14 protein-coding genes are annotated in these 16514 nt (G+C 42.8%); 4 read left to right on the top strand and 10 right to left on the bottom strand.

Annotation, left to right across the window (positions count from 1 at the left end):
• Window positions 1–2622, top strand: a complete 2622-nt coding sequence (locus tag BN8908_RS01050; protein ID WP_068688479.1) for a valine--tRNA ligase — start codon at window positions 1–3, stop codon at window positions 2620–2622.
• A 124-nt stretch (window positions 2623–2746) separates the two neighbouring features.
• Entirely contained in the window at window positions 2747–3979 is a 1233-nt protein-coding gene (locus BN8908_RS01045) for a PDZ domain-containing protein (protein WP_068688477.1), read from the top strand.
• Between the two features lie 95 nt (window positions 3980–4074).
• Here BN8908_RS01045 and BN8908_RS01040 read toward each other — a convergent pair whose 3' ends face one another.
• Window positions 4075–4578: a TlpA family protein disulfide reductase gene (locus BN8908_RS01040; RefSeq protein ID WP_021986768.1), complete on the bottom strand. Its 504-nt coding sequence runs from the start codon at window positions 4576–4578 to the stop codon at window positions 4075–4077.
• Window positions 4579–4754: 176 nt separating this feature from the next.
• On the opposite strand from BN8908_RS01040, the gene BN8908_RS01035 reads away from it, so the two are divergent.
• Entirely contained in the window at window positions 4755–6062 is a 1308-nt protein-coding gene (locus BN8908_RS01035) for a uracil-xanthine permease family protein (protein ID WP_227461825.1), read from the top strand.
• 1 nt (window position 6063) lies between these two features.
• Here BN8908_RS01035 and BN8908_RS01030 read toward each other — a convergent pair whose 3' ends face one another.
• A complete protein-coding gene (locus BN8908_RS01030) occupies window positions 6064–6372 on the bottom strand; it encodes an MGMT family protein (RefSeq protein ID WP_068688474.1) in 309 nt (102 codons plus the stop codon).
• 162 nt (window positions 6373–6534) lie between these two features.
• Between BN8908_RS01030 and BN8908_RS01025 the strand changes: the two genes are divergently transcribed.
• Window positions 6535–7011, top strand: a complete 477-nt coding sequence (locus BN8908_RS01025; RefSeq protein WP_021986771.1) for a methylated-DNA--[protein]-cysteine S-methyltransferase — start codon at window positions 6535–6537, stop codon at window positions 7009–7011.
• A gap of 198 nt (window positions 7012–7209) precedes the next feature.
• On the opposite strand, the gene BN8908_RS01020 is transcribed toward BN8908_RS01025, so the two are convergent.
• The 8 genes from BN8908_RS01020 to BN8908_RS00985 all read right to left on the bottom strand — a co-directional run bounded on the left by BN8908_RS01020 (window position 7210) and on the right by BN8908_RS00985 (window position 16046).
• Complete coding sequence (locus BN8908_RS01020; RefSeq protein ID WP_068688473.1) at window positions 7210–8805, bottom strand: tetratricopeptide repeat protein; 1596 nt, start codon at window positions 8803–8805, stop codon at window positions 7210–7212.
• An 88-nt stretch (window positions 8806–8893) separates the two neighbouring features.
• Window positions 8894–9838, bottom strand: a complete 945-nt coding sequence (locus BN8908_RS01015) for a PstS family phosphate ABC transporter substrate-binding protein (protein ID WP_068688498.1) — start codon at window positions 9836–9838, stop codon at window positions 8894–8896.
• A 10-nt stretch (window positions 9839–9848) separates the two neighbouring features.
• Window positions 9849–10685, bottom strand: a complete 837-nt coding sequence (locus BN8908_RS01010) for an energy transducer TonB (RefSeq protein ID WP_021986774.1) — start codon at window positions 10683–10685, stop codon at window positions 9849–9851.
• Between the two features lie 7 nt (window positions 10686–10692).
• Window positions 10693–11355, bottom strand: a complete 663-nt coding sequence (locus tag BN8908_RS01005) for an ExbD/TolR family protein (RefSeq protein WP_068688472.1) — start codon at window positions 11353–11355, stop codon at window positions 10693–10695.
• Between the two features lie 16 nt (window positions 11356–11371).
• Window positions 11372–11977: an ExbD/TolR family protein gene (locus tag BN8908_RS01000; RefSeq protein ID WP_021986776.1), complete on the bottom strand. Its 606-nt coding sequence runs from the start codon at window positions 11975–11977 to the stop codon at window positions 11372–11374.
• A gap of 20 nt (window positions 11978–11997) precedes the next feature.
• A complete protein-coding gene (locus BN8908_RS00995; RefSeq protein ID WP_068688471.1) occupies window positions 11998–12807 on the bottom strand; it encodes a MotA/TolQ/ExbB proton channel family protein in 810 nt (269 codons plus the stop codon).
• 232 nt (window positions 12808–13039) lie between these two features.
• Window positions 13040–13426 (bottom strand): hypothetical protein, encoded by a 387-nt coding sequence (locus BN8908_RS00990; protein WP_021986778.1) that lies wholly within the window; start codon window positions 13424–13426, stop codon window positions 13040–13042.
• A gap of 136 nt (window positions 13427–13562) precedes the next feature.
• A complete protein-coding gene (locus tag BN8908_RS00985) occupies window positions 13563–16046 on the bottom strand; it encodes a TonB-dependent receptor (protein WP_068688469.1) in 2484 nt (827 codons plus the stop codon).
• Window positions 16047–16514 lie beyond the last annotated feature (468 nt).

Genomic DNA, 16514 nt, shown 5'->3' with positions numbered 1-16514 from the left:
ATGATTGCTACGAATTACAATCCGAAAGAAAGTGAAGAGAAATGGTATCAGTATTGGATGGAAAACAAATTTTTCCATTCGGAAGTAGATAAAAGCAGAACACCTTACTGCATAGTCATTCCCCCTCCTAACGTCACCGGAGTACTTCATATGGGGCATATGCTCAATAATACGATTCAGGACGCATTGATCCGCCGTGCCCGCCTGCAAGGAAAAAATGCCTGCTGGGTGCCGGGAACCGACCACGCCTCTATTGCAACGGAAGCCAAAGTCGTAACAAAACTACAAAGTGAAGGTATCCGGAAAACAGACTTAACCCGTGAAGAATTCCTGAAACACGCCTGGGCATGGACAGAGAAACACGGGGGCATCATCCTGAAACAATTGCGTAAATTAGGTGCTTCCTGCGATTGGGAACGTACTGCGTTCACAATGGATGAATTACGCAGTGAAAGCGTTATCAAAGTTTTTGTAGACCTTTTTAACAAAAATCTCATTTACCGGGGAGTACGCATGGTAAATTGGGATCCGAAAGCCCTCACAGCTTTATCGGACGAAGAAGTCATATACAAAGAAGAACACGGTAAACTGTATTACCTGCGTTATAAAATCGAAGGAGAAAACGGTTATGCCGTTGTCGCTACGACACGCCCGGAAACCATCATGGGAGATACCGCCATGTGTATCAACCCCAATGACCCGAAAAACCGGCATCTGAAAGGTAAAAAGGTGATCGTTCCTTTGGTAAACCGGGTCATTCCTGTTATCGAAGACGAATATGTAGACATCGAATTCGGTACCGGCTGCCTGAAAGTGACGCCGGCCCATGATGTCAATGATTATATGCTGGGTGAAAAATACAATCTCCCGGCTATCGACATCTTCAATGATAACGGTACAATCAGTGAAGCCGCCGGACTATACGTCGGCATGGACCGTTTCGATGTCCGGAAACAAATCGAAAAGGATTTGCAAACCGCCGGATTACTTGAAAAAACAGAAGCCTATACCAATAAGGTAGGTTATTCGGAACGCACCAACGTGCCTATTGAACCTAAGTTGTCTATGCAGTGGTTTCTGAAAATGGAACACCTGGCACAAATCGCATTGGAACCGGTTATGAACGACGACATCCGTTTTTACCCGGCCAAATTCAAAAACACATACCGCCATTGGATGGAAAACATCAAAGACTGGTGTATCAGCCGTCAACTGTGGTGGGGACACCGGATTCCGGCCTGGTATTTACCGGAAGGCGGATATGTCGTAGCTGCGACAGAAGATGAAGCGCTGGAACTAGCCCGAGTAAAAAGCGGCAAAGCCGACCTGTCGCTGTCAGACCTGCGACAGGACGAAGATTGCCTGGATACCTGGTTCTCCTCCTGGCTGTGGCCGATTTCCCTGTTCGACGGAATCAATCATCCGGATAATGAAGAACTCAACTATTATTACCCGACAAGCGATCTGGTAACCGCACCGGATATTATTTTCTTCTGGGTGGCACGTATGATCATGGCCGGTTACGAATACAAAGGCACTATGCCTTTCAAAAACGTATATTTCACAGGTATCGTACGCGATAAACTAGGACGTAAAATGTCTAAATCGCTGGGGAATTCTCCCGACCCACTGGACCTGATCGATAAATACGGTGCTGACGGTGTCCGGGTGGGCATGTTACTGTGCGCCCCCGCCGGAGGCGATCTGCTGTTTGATGAAAGTCTGCCGGAACAAGGACGTAACTTCACCACGAAAATGTGGAATGCTTTCAAATTGGTAAAAACATGGGAAATCGCTGACATCGCCCAACCGCAACATTCGGCTCTGGCATTGACCTGGTTTGAAAATGTCATCAATAAAGCTAAAGAAACCCTGAACACCCAATTCGAACAATACCGCATTTCGGAAGCATTGATGACCGTATACACTACTTTCCGGGACGAATTTTCTTCCTGGTTGCTGGAAATCATCAAACCGGCTTACGGACAGCCTATCGACCGGAAAACATACGAAAAGACCCTTGATCTGTTCGCAGAGCTTTTACAATTGCTTCATCCGTTTATGCCGTTCATTACGGAAGAAATCTGGCAAAACCTGAAAGAACGTAAAACAGGTGAAAGTATTATGGTATCCGTTATCAACAATGACACTCCTTACGATGAGAATCTGCTGAAAGAATTTGAATTCGTAAAAGAAATAATTGTCGGTATACGGAATATCCGGAAACAAAATAACATCGCTTTCAAAGACAGACTGGAACTGAAAGTAAAGAAAAATGACCGTTATCCGGCAGCTTTTGCCAGCATTGTCGAAAAAATGGGTAATATCTCTGCAACCGAAACGGTAACCGAAGCAGTTAAAGGTGCGTGGAGCTTTATCGTTGATACGGTAGAATACTTTATCCCGGGCACCGGCAACGTTGATACCGCAGAAGTTAAAGCCAAACTGGAAGAAGAACTGAAATACACCCGGGGATTCCTAAAGTCAGTAATAGCAAAACTCAGTAACGAACGCTTCGTCAGTGGTGCTCCCGAACAGGTTGTCGCTAATGAACGTAAGAAACAAGCCGACGCTGAAGCTAAAATAGCTGCCATTGAAACCCAGTTGGCTGAACTGAAATAAAAAAGTCATATATTTAAATAAATGCCGGATTCATTGAATTCCGGCATTTTTATTTCCCAATAATCCTTGCTCCAGATAGACAAAATCACTACTTTGTAAACCCGTAAAACAACCCTTTAATACCATGAAAACAGGACTTATATTTCCGTTGCTTTATGTGTTTTGTCTGACAGCTTGCCGTTCCGGGAATTCAAACTCTGCCACGCAAACGACAGCAGACTCATTACCGGTCGTTCAGAAAAACGTCATTCCGCTTAAATATTACGGACATCTCTATTGCCCGGTAATAATCAATGATTCTGTCAGAGGAAATTTTATATTCGATACCGGAGCCGATAATTTATACGTAGACAGCCTGTTTTTGGCCCGGTCTCCTCTCCCGCAGCAACAAACCGACATGGCTATGTTACCGGGAGTCGGTTCTTCCTTTCAAAAAGTAAAACTAATCCGGGATAAATACAACTGTCAATACGGTCCGCTGACACTGACACCTCCATATACCGTCACCATAAACCTGAAACCGATCCTGGGAAAATATGCGGACGGGATTATCGGAATGAACTTTCTGAAAGACTCGGTCTTTTCCATCGATTACATAAAAGAAAAAATCCATTTACTGGATCCGAAAGAATTTTCGGCTGAAGGATATGAAAAGCTTCCCATATCCATCCGCAAAAACCGGATATATATACAAGCTGCAATACAGGTAACGCCTGACAAAAAAATCAAAGGAGAATTCCTGCTGGACTTAGGCAACGGCGGAAGTATTGATCTGACAAGCCACTGTGCCCGGGAAAACAAACTGGCACAAATCCTGCCCGAAAAAATAAAAACATATACCAACTGGGGAGGGATCGGAGGAGCTTCCTCTTCATACACCTTCCGGGCAGACACCTTCTATATCGGTAATCAAAAAATAATCAAACCCATTGCATATTATTCCAACGATACGCGGGGCGCATTATCCTCCAAAAACTACATCGGGCTCATCGGCAACAATATTTTAAATCGTTTTGACCTCATTGTAAACATTCCGGACAGTAGCCTTTACCTACGTCCCAATAAAAATTTTACCCTTCCATACAACCAAACCAGCACAGGCTTCAGCTATGTAGACCGGACAGATATTTGCAACGGATGGATCGTCAGAGCTCTTTATGAAGGATTACCCGCAGAAAAAGCCGGATTGCAAATTAACGATATCATCATAAAAATCAACAATAAGCCGACCAAAGACCTCTCCATCGACGAGCAGGAAAAACTTTTTAAAAACCTGGGCAGTCCTTATACCCTCACCGTAGAACGCGGCAAACAGCTCCTTGAACTCACTCTCGAAAAAGTAAATCCTAATCGTTAATAACAGACTTCGATGCTATATTTAAAAATGCCCGTCGTATTAACCGACAGGCATTTTTAAATATAAGCCATATCAAAACCGATCCCGATACGAAATCATTTCAAGGCACGTTCAATAACTTCAATCAGCTTTTGAAAAGACTCCTCACTATAACCTTGCTCAGCCAGAATAATTTTCCCATCCCGGTCAATCAGAAAATTACGGGGAATTGTAGCCGTAGCAAATAAAGAATAAATTTTCCGATCCGTATCCATACCCATCGGAAACCGATATCCGGTTTGCTTGCGGAAAGCCTCTATCTTGTCATAGGAATCCTGACGGGAAATCGGCAGAAAAACAAAATCTTTTCCCCTAAAACGATCGATAATATCTTTCTGTACCCTGGCCAGTTCCTGACGGCAAGGAGGACACCAGGTTGCCCAAAAGTTCAGCAACACCACCTTCCCCTTCAAATCCTTACTATCGATCACCGAACCGTCAAACATTTTCACCTTGAATTCGGGCATCTTCTGCCCCACCTTTACCAATGTCTCTCCGGCCTGCGCCTGTACATACGAATAAGCAGAAAGCAATAAAAATACAAATAACAATTTCTTCATATCCCATAATTATTAAAAATGACCAACTCCACAACGATTAATTCATGCCAAAAATAAAAATATTATGGAATTATTTTACCAATTTTGCATGAAAAGGAAACGGCGAAGAATTTTAAAATTTGTATAGTATTTATTTATAAGCCGGTATCCTTATATTTGATCTAAAAATCGAAAAAGTGAAAACAAGCGGTAAAAACAACACGATGAAATACGGGCTGAACGATAAACCCGGAGCATTTCCAATGCTAATGTACGGACTGCAATGGTGGATCGTTTCGATTCCCTGTGTCGTTATTATGGGAATTATCGTCGCACAACTTCACTTTTCGGAAGCTGACGGACAGATTTTTTACATGCAGAAACTATTCGGAGTCATGGGAATTGCAATGACAGCCCAGGTACTGTGGGGCCACCGCCTACCGGTAATCATCGGACCGGCCTCCGTTCTCCTGATAGGTATTCTGGCAGCCATTTCCGTAGGTACAAATGCCATTTACACATCCATTTTGATTTGTGGAGCGATCATTGCTCTACTGGCATTCGGAGGATGGTTATCGAAATTACAGGCCCTTTTTACCCCGCGTATCATTATTGTCATTCTATGCCTGATAGCTTTTACTCTCGCTCCGGTGATACTGCAACTTTTGTTCGGAAAATCCGGACACGCCCTGTTCCACCTCTTTTTTGCTTTGATATTGGCATTCGGCATGATTATCGCCAACAAAATATTAAAAGGAATCTGGAAATCCACCGTCGTATTATTCGGAATCATTGCAGGTACGCTGATATATTACAGTATAGAAGACTTACCCCTTTTCCCGGCACCGGCAAACTTAACGGAAGAAAATTTTTCTATATGGCTCGGATCGCTGGATTTTAATGCCGGTGCTATACTTTCTTTTTTCTTCTGCTTCATCGCACTTACCGTAAACGAACTGGGTTCGATTCAAGCCGTAGGACAAATGCTGGAAGCCGACGGGATGAAAAAACGTACCGACAGAGGGGTTGCTCTGACAGGATTGTCCAATATGCTATCGGGCGCCTTGGGGATCATCGGTCCGGTCGACTATTCCATGAGTCCCGGTATCATTGCTGCCACCGGCTGCGCTTCCCGGTATACCCTGATACCTGCAGGCCTGGGGTTACTCGCCTGCGCATTCTTCCCGGGATTTATTCAGATACTCAATTGTATTCCGCCTACCGTCATGGGAATCATCCTACTGTACCTTATGTCGTCTCAATTATCGGCAGGTATGCAAATGTTGAACCGTAACAATGCCGTATCGGATTTCAATAGCGGTATCATTATCGGATTTCCCCTTATGGTAGCTTTGTTATTGTCATTCGCACCACACCAGGCAATTGAACAAATCCCGGCCTTTATACGCCCCATTGTCGGAAACGGATTCGTCATGGGAGTAATTTTCGTCCTGCTACTGGAACATTTGGTCTTTCCACATAAAAAAAACAAAATACAAGCCTAACTTATAACAATTTCCAAAGACATTGCTCCAGATCGACACAACCGTTTTTCTTAAAAACGATTCCTTCTGCCTCCAGTAGCTGACGTTGTTCCGGCCAATGCGGGACAATCCTTCCCTGACTGTTTACGACCCGGTGACAAGGCAAATAAAACGCCGTCGGCGCTAAAGCCATCGCCTGTCCTACCATTCGGGCATGTTGCGGGAAACCGGCCAAACGAGCCAGCAAGCCATAAGTACAAACACGCCCATAAGGAATCCGGGCAACAATATCATATACTTCTGCATTCAATTTCTCCCGGCTGACACGCATCTCTATATTTTTTATTTTTTCAAAATTAAAAATAAAATTCAAACAAACGATGAGTATATTTGTCCCGAAGCAAACAAAGAAAGCAAATAAGTAAAATCAATCGTAAACCAGAAACATTATTCCCAATTTAAAATTTACAATCTAAAATTCAAAATCTTTCCTATGGAATCTACCTACTTCTATGAAGGTCCGATCGGACAATATTGTCTTTGTGAAACAGACGGAAAATTAACCAGACTATGGTTGGGTAACCGTATTTCAATGGCAACTCCCGGTAAGAACATCGAAGAAACCCCTCTCTTACGGGAAGCCCATAAACAATTAAACGCCTATTTCAACCGGGAACTTCAAACGTTCGACCTGCCTCTTTTTCCCCAGGGAACCGACTTTCAATTAAAAGTATGGAATCTGCTTCGGGATATTCCCTACGGCACAACCATCACCTATGGCGAGTTGGCCCGTCGTACAGGAGATCCGAAAGCCTGTAGAGCCGTAGGATCGGCTAACGGGCACAACCCTTTACCGATTTTTATTCCCTGCCACCGGATTATGGGAGCCGGAGGTAAACTTACAGGCTACACCGGAGGTCTGGATATAAAAATCAAATTATTGCAAATCGAAAGAATATATTTAGGATAAACCCGGTATTCCCGATGATTCAAATTACAATCTGTCGTCCCGGTAAAACCGGTATCCTTAGCCGAAAATGTAACAATAATGCAACAAACTTTCAGGAAATAACAGCAAACAGTAATGTATCTTCGTAAAACAAAATACGACCGGATGATTCGGTCATGTCGCAAAAACCATCCGGGTCGTATCGTAATTATCTCCAAGTCACTTGAGTTCCTGCAAAGCCTTTAACGCAACTTCATCGTCCGGGGTAACCTGAAGTACTTTTTCAAAATATTCCTTCGCAGCCGGCAGGTCTTCGTGAATATAATTATAATAAGCCAGATACTTATAACTTTCAACCAACTCTCCGGCATAACGTTGAGGATTACTTTGAGTTATCTCTATAATCTTTTCGTAATAAGGTTTAGCTAAACCTTGTGTAGATTCAGGATCCAATTGTGAATTGGTTCTGGCCCGCCAGAAATAACCGACATAGCTGGAAGGAACAGCCTCTGTCAACAAGGTAAACACAGAATCGGCCAAATGCAACTCCCTTTGGCGTGTTTCCGGAATAGAATCCGCATTCCCCAAACTATAATAACATTTCCCGAACTTCAACAACTCTTCGGCAGACAATTGTTTTTCCTCCCTGAAATACTGTTCATAATTCTGCAAAGCATTCGCATAATCCTTCATCTTCATTTGTAAATCGGCCATTTCCAAATATAGCGTATTCTTTTCCTTATCGACAGCCAACGCTTTCTGATATTGCTTCAAAGCATTTGCATAATCCATGATTCCGGCCAGACCTTTAGCATAACAAACATAGTCCTGAGCAATCAAATCCTCCGGAGATGTCGTTTCAACAAACTTACGTATCCACTCTACCCCTTCTTCTCCCGGTTTAGTCTCTGCATAAATATAAGCCTGTAACCGTCTCCCGACGATATTATCCGGCTCTGCGGCAACAACAGTCTCCAATACAGGTAATGCCTCCGCATACTGTTCATTAAAATACAAACAACTGGCGTAATGCAACATGTGCTCTGTTGTCTGTAAGCCGGTATTCATATATCGGGCATACGCCTTTACAGCCTTCCCATAATCCCCGGCCATCCGGTGAAGCTCTCCTTTACAATAATAACTCCCCGGAAAATCCGGAAAATTTTCAATCGCTTTATTTACGGAAGCCAATGCCGAAGCTTTGTTCGTCGGACCATAAACAGCTGCCTGCTTCAAATAAGCAGGAATACAGGAAGCATCGTAGTAAATAGCCATATCGTAACACGTACAAGCTTCGCCGGGCTGTTTTTCCTGTATCAGCATATCCCCCTCGACCAGATAGATTTCCGGATTTGTTGCATCGTATTTTTTGGCCTTTTCTATTGCAGTCTTTACGGCATTCTCGTCGCGGACATATAAATAAGCCCGGGCAATAGCCAATTCCACGGCGACGTTTTTCCTATATCCTTTCATTCCCTCCGCTTCTTTAAACTGACGTTCAGCAGCCGTTGCATCATTCTTTAAACTCAACATTCCTTTTCCTACATAATTTAAAGGATGAGAAGGATGGGTCTTTATACCTTCCTCAAAATAAAAAGCGGCAGAGTCGGCTTTTCCCAACATCAGATAACTGCTTCCCAGGTAATAGTAATTTTCAGCGTTATTCCCTTCTGTACTCTGTAACTGTTTCAAAAAAAACAGTTTTGCGGGTCCGTACATACCTGCTTCGTAAAAATAAACTCCGGTCTTATTATCTGCAGCTTTCGATATAAAAACTACACTTAACCCTAAAATAATCCATATAATCCGTTTCATCGTTTTTAATTTTTATAAGTTATCTGCAAAACCTGCCATCCGGATGCAAGACTTCCGTCCATCAGGCTCATCCTAAATTGTAATTTCATCATTCATCCGTTATATTTACAATATTTACAGGCATTGTTGCCGGCAGCAATCCATTCTTCAGCACAATCCTCTGTCCGCGGCTTCCCGCCAAAAACGAAGCCAAGCCGGTAGGCAAACCACTCCGGGGATCGTTCAATAAAATATAAATACTCCTCCGTAACGGATATTGTCCGGTATACAGATAATAAGGATAAGGCTGAAAACTGTTGCGGGCATTCGGTAACATTGCACTCCCGACACGCATTACCCGTACCCTATTTAAAAATTCCATACTCAACGAATCCCGGTCGTCACTGATCCAATTCACACCGATCACACCAAGTGCATCCGGCGTACGGGAAACATAATCGACGACGGCCCGGTTGGAACCGGCAGCAAAACAATTCTCCGACAGTGAATCCCCCTGCAAAAGAGAGTCCAGCATATAACGGACAGTACTGGAATTCGGATCGTCGAAAGCCACCCGGATATTTCCCCCTCCCATCCGGCCATACAAGTCTTTCCACCGGAGAATTTTACCTGAAAGAATTTTCCGGAGCATATCCGTATTGACAATCGTATCGTTATTCTGCAGATTCACGATCAAAGCAATTCCATCCGTTGCAATCCGTATGACCTGCGGGAAAAACTTACGACTATGAAAAGATGCCATTTCTTCTGCCGTCAACGGCCGGGCAGCAACAGCCAACCGGACACTGTCCGCCAACAGCAGGTTGATCGCCCGGGTCTCATTGGTATAAGCGGGTACGATACCTGCTGCGGGGGTCAATGCCTCAAAAACAGCCAATTCAGCATCCAATAACGGGAAAAGAGTTGCGTCTACAGCAATCCGGATAACCCCGCTGTTCAAGGTATCCTGATTTACAGCCGGCTTGCTTCTGCATCCCCACAACATACCAATCAGTATAATCACCCCAACAAACAGATTTCCCTTACCAATCATCATAACATCGCTAATTTTGATTCAACTTAAAAGTAACCGGTAAAGTAAAACTTGCAGACACGGGAACACCTCTCTGCTTTCCCGGTATCCATCTCGGCATTTTCTCCACCATACGAACCGCCTCTTTATCCAAAGCAGGATCGACAGAACGAACGACGACAACATCCCGGATAGCTCCGTCTTTCCCGACGACAAACTGAATATACACCCTGCCTTCTATACCGTTTTCCTGGGCCGTAATGGGATATCTCAACTCCTTGTGCATCCACCTATGCAAAGCCTCCATTCCTCCCGGAAAGGCAGGCGGTTGCTCCACCACTTGAAACACCTCGTCTTTCTCTTCCTCCTGAACGATCACCTTGTGTTCTTCCAATTCTGCAATATCCTTTCCATGCTCCTCATCGTTCCCTTTCACATCCGCAACAGAAATAGCTGCTTTCGTTTCAGTCACCTCCTGTTGTGTTTTGATCTCATCCTCATCCCTCACCTGCTCGTCCGCCTTAATAACAGGAGCCGTAAATTTTATGGTACTCTTCAAAGCCGGAGGCGGTGGAGGGGGAACTTCAATCTGTATCTTATTTTCCTCCTTTACTTCCGGTTCATCCATTTTTAAATCGGACAAAGCCGTTACCGATACCATTTTTTCCGTATTTTCCACCGGACGGATAAAACGGATAAATGCCGGTAAAAGCAACGCAACAATTACACATACAACCACAATCAGATATGCAGTAATGTGGCGCCGCGGAGATGTCTTACGAAGCTTATAGGCTCCGAAATCCTTATTTTTTCCCTCAAATACCAATTCGCACCATTCGGGGGAAGTCCATTTGATATCTTTTGCCATAATCTTCCTATTTAGACTTATTAACCGGGTCCTCCCGGACGACATACCCATCATGTGTCAGATTCTCCAACAGTTGTAAATCCCCGGGAGTAATATCTACAATTGCATATCGCCCGATATTACATATCTGCATTTCATCCAACGCATCTATCAAATTACTGTAATCGGCAAAATCCGTAGCTTTTATCAACACAACCGGAGAATTCTTATCTTTCTTCAACTCGGCAACCTCCTTTTCAAACTCTTCACCGGTAATCTCCAGATTCAACTTTTTTTGCTTCAGTTTTTTCACTTTTTCTACTACATCCCTGTTCCGTCCCAATAAAACAGAACGCAATCCGGAAGAGGAAAAATCCGTAGCCTTTACTAAATCCGGATCTTCATAATTAGCTTCCCCGAAATAGTAAAACACCTTACTATCTTTCCCAAGCAAGACGGTCACTGCCGTAGAAGCCTTCACTTTATTCTGCTCCTGTTCATTCTGCACATCCTTACGCGGCATACTGATCTCCATGGTTTGGGGTTTTATAAGAGAAGTACAAAGCATAAAAAAAGTTATCAGCAACATATTCATATCCACCATGGGGGTAAAATCTACCCGGATATTGAATTTTTTCTGCTTTCCCTTTTTCCTTACTCCGTCATCTCCTTTTACCTGTATCTCAGACATAACGTTTTTCTTTTAATTAAATTTCAGGCATATTCTTCAGAGAAGTGATCAGATTGTATCTGTTCTCCCTCAAATCCTGAAGCGTATTCATGACATCCTTTATAAAAGGATACGGAGTATGATGATCTGCTTTAATAGCAATAATCAAATCCTTATTTACCTCACGAGCAAATTTCACCCATGATTTAAACTGGTTATCCGTACTATCGCAAGGAATCCCGTAATTCATCAAAATACGGTCCTGTTCTTCGGGAGCCAGATTCAAAAATTGTTTCATACCCTGTATAGGAACTCCGAAAGAATTACTCAGACTGAATTTTTTTACCTCTGCATCCGTAAAAGTAACTCCATACTGCTCTCCCATTTTTTTCAACACCTCGGCCCGGTTCTGGGGTTTATCCAATCCCAGAAACACCTTACCCCCGGGTTCAACCAGTACCTGCAACACATTCGTTTCAGGAATTTTTATCTCCGAAACGGAAGCAGGCGTATTTACCGATACCGGTTCCTTTTGCACAAAAGTCGATGTCAGCATAAAAAAGGTGAGCAGCAATACCGTCACGTCACTCATAGCCGTCATGTCTATGAATGTCGATTTCTTTTTTATTTTCTCGTTTGCCATAACGCTCGGTTTTATAACGGTCAGTGTTTCAACGTAAACGTTTGTACAATGTAAGAACCGATTTCATCTATACTATGAGTAACTCCGTCAATTTTACTGGTATAATAGTTATAAGCAATAACGGCGCATGCTCCGGTCAATATACCGAACGCCGTATTTACCAAGGCTTCCGATATACCTGTTGACAAAGCTATCGAATCGGTTCCTCCGGCAGAAGAAAGGGCGGCGAACGACTTGATCATACCGATCACCGTACCGAGCAATCCCATCAAAGTCCCCAGTGTCGTAATTGTAGCAATAACGGGTAAATTTTGCTCCATCCCCGGTAATTCCAGCATCGTAGCCTCATCCAACTCTTTCTGTATCGCCAATTGCTTCTGTTCCATAGTGAAATTAGGATTGCTGTTTATTGCATCGAATTTTGACAAAGAAGAAAGAATCACATTAGCAACAGTACCCTTTTGCTCCATACAGGCTTTACGTGCACCTTCGATATTCCCGTCATCCAACAACAATTTGACGTTCCATACAAAATCCTGTAAGTTTTTCCGGCCCCGGGTTTTCCGTAAAGCGATATAACGTTCCACACTCAATGTCAACACCGTAAACAACAACGTCTGAATAACAGGCACAATTACACCACCCTTATATATCGTTCCCAGCAAATTACCCGGTAAAGGATGATTATTCGGATCATTATTCATAAAATTCGACGGATTACCGAATATAAAATGGTAAACGGCCAATGCCAATATAAAGCACAGTACAATAATCGGAAATGCCGAAATACCGAACCTTCTTTTCTTATTTTTATTTTCACGATTTTTCATGACGATAGTATTTTAGTTGTTTATAAACGTTTCGGACAAGAATTTTAACGATAGCTGATGCAACCTGTAAAATACAGGACACATTACCATACAAATTATAAATATTGTTAATAATAAAAGTCTGATATTTACGAGTCTTTCTGCATATGTTACAACACAAAGCTTCGCAAATTACCATCTCCGGACTCCTCCGCATGATATTTTTCAGAATCCCTTAAGAAAATCAGGAAAGTCAAATTATGATTTGCCGTAAACAATAGATATAGAATCCACTCATATACCGCGTTCCCAGAAGAGCGCGAAAACATTTCTCTGCCGGTATTAATCCGGCAGACAATAATGCATTCCTTACAAGGATAACCTTCACCGCAAACAGAGAATGTTGATTTTTCAGATTACTGAATACACTTTCATTCCCACTGGAAGCAAAAGTACGCTCCATATAGCCCTGTATATCGGGCAAAGAAACATTAAACAAAGCCTGATCATCCACAAGCTGATGATCGGCTATGAGAGAAAGAGAAAGTTCTTCCTGAACCGAATCTTTCCGGATATCCGCTGCAGTCATACACAAAAGAAGCAGCAAAATAGAAAAACCATATAAAATAAAATGTCTCATTTCTTCTCATCAATGCTATATCAAAAATAGATAATATTTATTACTTAATCAATTATTTTCATTAAAAATCACAATGCCGGGAGCAGAATTCTGTTCCCGGCATTCCAAATAAATCAAACCGAATTATAGAATGAAATTAAAAGCCTTCATCCATACCATTCATCATGTTATTGTTTTGATCTTGCTGTCCACGTTGCTGCGGACGGTTACGTGAAGCTTTCATATTCCCGAAACTATACGTTAGCGTAAAACCGACGGTACGCCCGGTACGCCAATTTTCCGCATATTGAGTAAAACCCGTTCCGGAAGTCTCTGTTTTCCATTTCCGGGTATTGAAAATATCCCGGGCATTCACACTCAAACTGAGTTTTCTGTCCCAGAAAGCTTTACGTACACCGGCATCCACCGAATAATTAGCTTTACGATACCCCTGGGCAATGATCCGCTTCGAATTATAGCTGCCGGTCACCTGCAAAGAGAAAGAAGCCGGAAGAGCCACATTCGCAATCATCTTGGCATCCCATGAAAAATCTTCGTTGGCTTTTCCGATCACAGGCGCCTGAGCTCCTTCGGGCAAATAAGAAAACCCGTCTAATTTATTATAATACAAATTTACCGTCGTCGTCAAATCCAATATCCGGGCAAAATTATTTTTCAACACCAGTTCTGTCCCCGCAGATTGGGATTTCGCCACATTTTCATAAGTACTTTTCATGATATTACCATCCAGATAACTGATGCGCTGGATAACATCGTTCGTACTCCGGTAATAAGCCGATATGGATAAAGTATGGCTTTCCCAATTTTTAATATAATTCAATTCATAAGCATTCGAAAACTCCGGATCCAAATAAGGATTACCGTAAGAAATGTTTGTCGAGTCTGTCACATTCACGAAAGAATTCAATTGACGCCCCCAGGGTCGGGAAATACGACGGGTATAATTTACTTGTATCTCGTTTCCGGCAGGCAATGTATAGGTCAGAAAAACACTGGGAAAAAGACTGAAATAATCATTTTTGTAAGGAGATACTTCTCCCTTCGATTGTCCGAATCCCAACGAACGGGTCTCAATATGTGAATATTCCCCTCTCAATCCGGCCTGAAAACCGAATTTATCGAGCCGGCCGGAATAAGTTGCGTAAAGGGCCTGTATATCCCGGTCGTAATAAAACTTATTATACAATTCTTCATCCGGCTGTTCGTCATCGACCGTCGTTCCCGAAAAAGTCTCTACCGGACTTTTCTCCCTGGACATCGTCCCTTTATATCCGGCTTCAAGTTTACTGTTCTCTGAAAAAGCATTTACGTAATCCGCCTGAAGTTCCCAGCCATTCGAGCGCATATCACTTTCCTGCCGCTGATATGAGAAATCCTCTCCCCCGGCATCATATTGAGAACGCTGCTTATAAATACTCGTTCCGTCCATACTCCAGGGATTCCAGGAAGCCGTAATATCCAAATTACTGGTTTTACTGAAATCATGCTTATATCCCAACTCCACATTTCCCCCCTTCATCTTATTTTTGGAATCGGTAATCCGTTGCCGCTCCGCAAAAGAACCCGGGATATTACTGCTATAATTGATCGTTGTCGTCTGATTACGATCGCCGAACATACCGAAAGCTCCGATATTGAAATGATCCTGCTTCGTCAAATGATAAGTCGCTCCGGCCCGGACAAAAACAGGTCCTCCATGACCGTCATTCTCCGATAACTGATTCAAAAAAGAAACGGGATTACCCTCCGCATCCAGATTCGTCCGGTTGGAAATTCCGCCTCCTTCCGTAACCCGGCGCCGATAACCGATATTGGCATAAGCATCTATTTTCCCACTGCTGTAATTGATATTTCCGCTGGTATTCCAGCCGCCACGGGTATCGACTCCTGCTTGTAAACTACCGAAATACCCGGCTTTCCGGTCTTCCTTCAATACAATATTAATAATTCCCGATGTACCCTCCGGACTATATTTGGCAGAGGGATTGGTAATAACTTCTATCCGCTCGATACTCTCTGCCGGCATCTGCTCCAATATCTGCGCCCGGTTATCTGCCGACAAACCGGAAGCCTTCCCGTTGATCCAAACTGTTACACTCGTACTTCCACGCAACGAAACCTCCCCCTCGTTATCCACTTCCACTGAAGGAATATTACTCAATACATCACTCGCCGTACCACCGGTAGACGAAATATTCTGATCGACATTGAACACTTTCTTATCGATTTCAAACTTCATCTGGGATTTCTGTCCCAAAACTTTCACCTCTCCCAACACCTGTGAATCCGGCTCCAACTCAATCATTTTAAAATCGATATTCCCGTTTTTCGAAGAATATGTAAAATTCTTCTCATACGTCCGGTAACCGATAAAAGAAATACTTAATGTATATTCCCCATCCGATAAACGACCGATCTGAAACTCTCCGGAATGATCCGTTACGGCCCCGGTCAGCGGAACTGTCGTACCGGCCTTACGTACACTCACATTGACAAATTCCATCGGTTCTTTGGTCTTTGCATCGATCACGTTTCCCCGAACACTTCCCGTAGCTTCTACAGATGCACTCGACGGTAGCATCCACACAACAAACAAAATAATACTGACTAACTTTTTCATTTTTCTTATAACTATTATACTCCCCTTATAGTTTTATGTCTTAAATTTTCATCCCAGACACAACCATTGACCAATTCGGAAGCCAAAGGTTTATTAATTATAATATAAAATGGATTTTTTTAAATAACATTAAGAATTCTCCAAATATTCTCTGCCGACTAATGTCGAAGCTTTCCTGTAAAATCATGAACCTAATCTCCAAAATCCTGTCTGATAATTTACGATTCAGTCATTACAGAAAAATTACTGTTTATTTGAATCTAAAATCTTATTAGAAAATCAACTCTTTTTACTCCTATTCAAAGCGTAAATCCGAATCATCAATCATTTGTAAGCTGACTTACGGAATAACCAAAAATCTCTCCCCAGGCTTGCCCGTACCCAAATCGTAAATCAAAAATTACACAATGAGTCCGTCCCAGTGTGTTATTTTTTTTCATACCCATTTTACAATTTAAAATCTAAAAT

This window comes from Culturomica massiliensis (assembly GCF_900091655.1).
GTDB lineage: Bacteria > Bacteroidota > Bacteroidia > Bacteroidales > Marinifilaceae > Culturomica > Culturomica massiliensis.
Note: the sequence above shows the minus strand (reverse complement) of the source record. Positions and strands in the feature narration are given on the sequence as shown.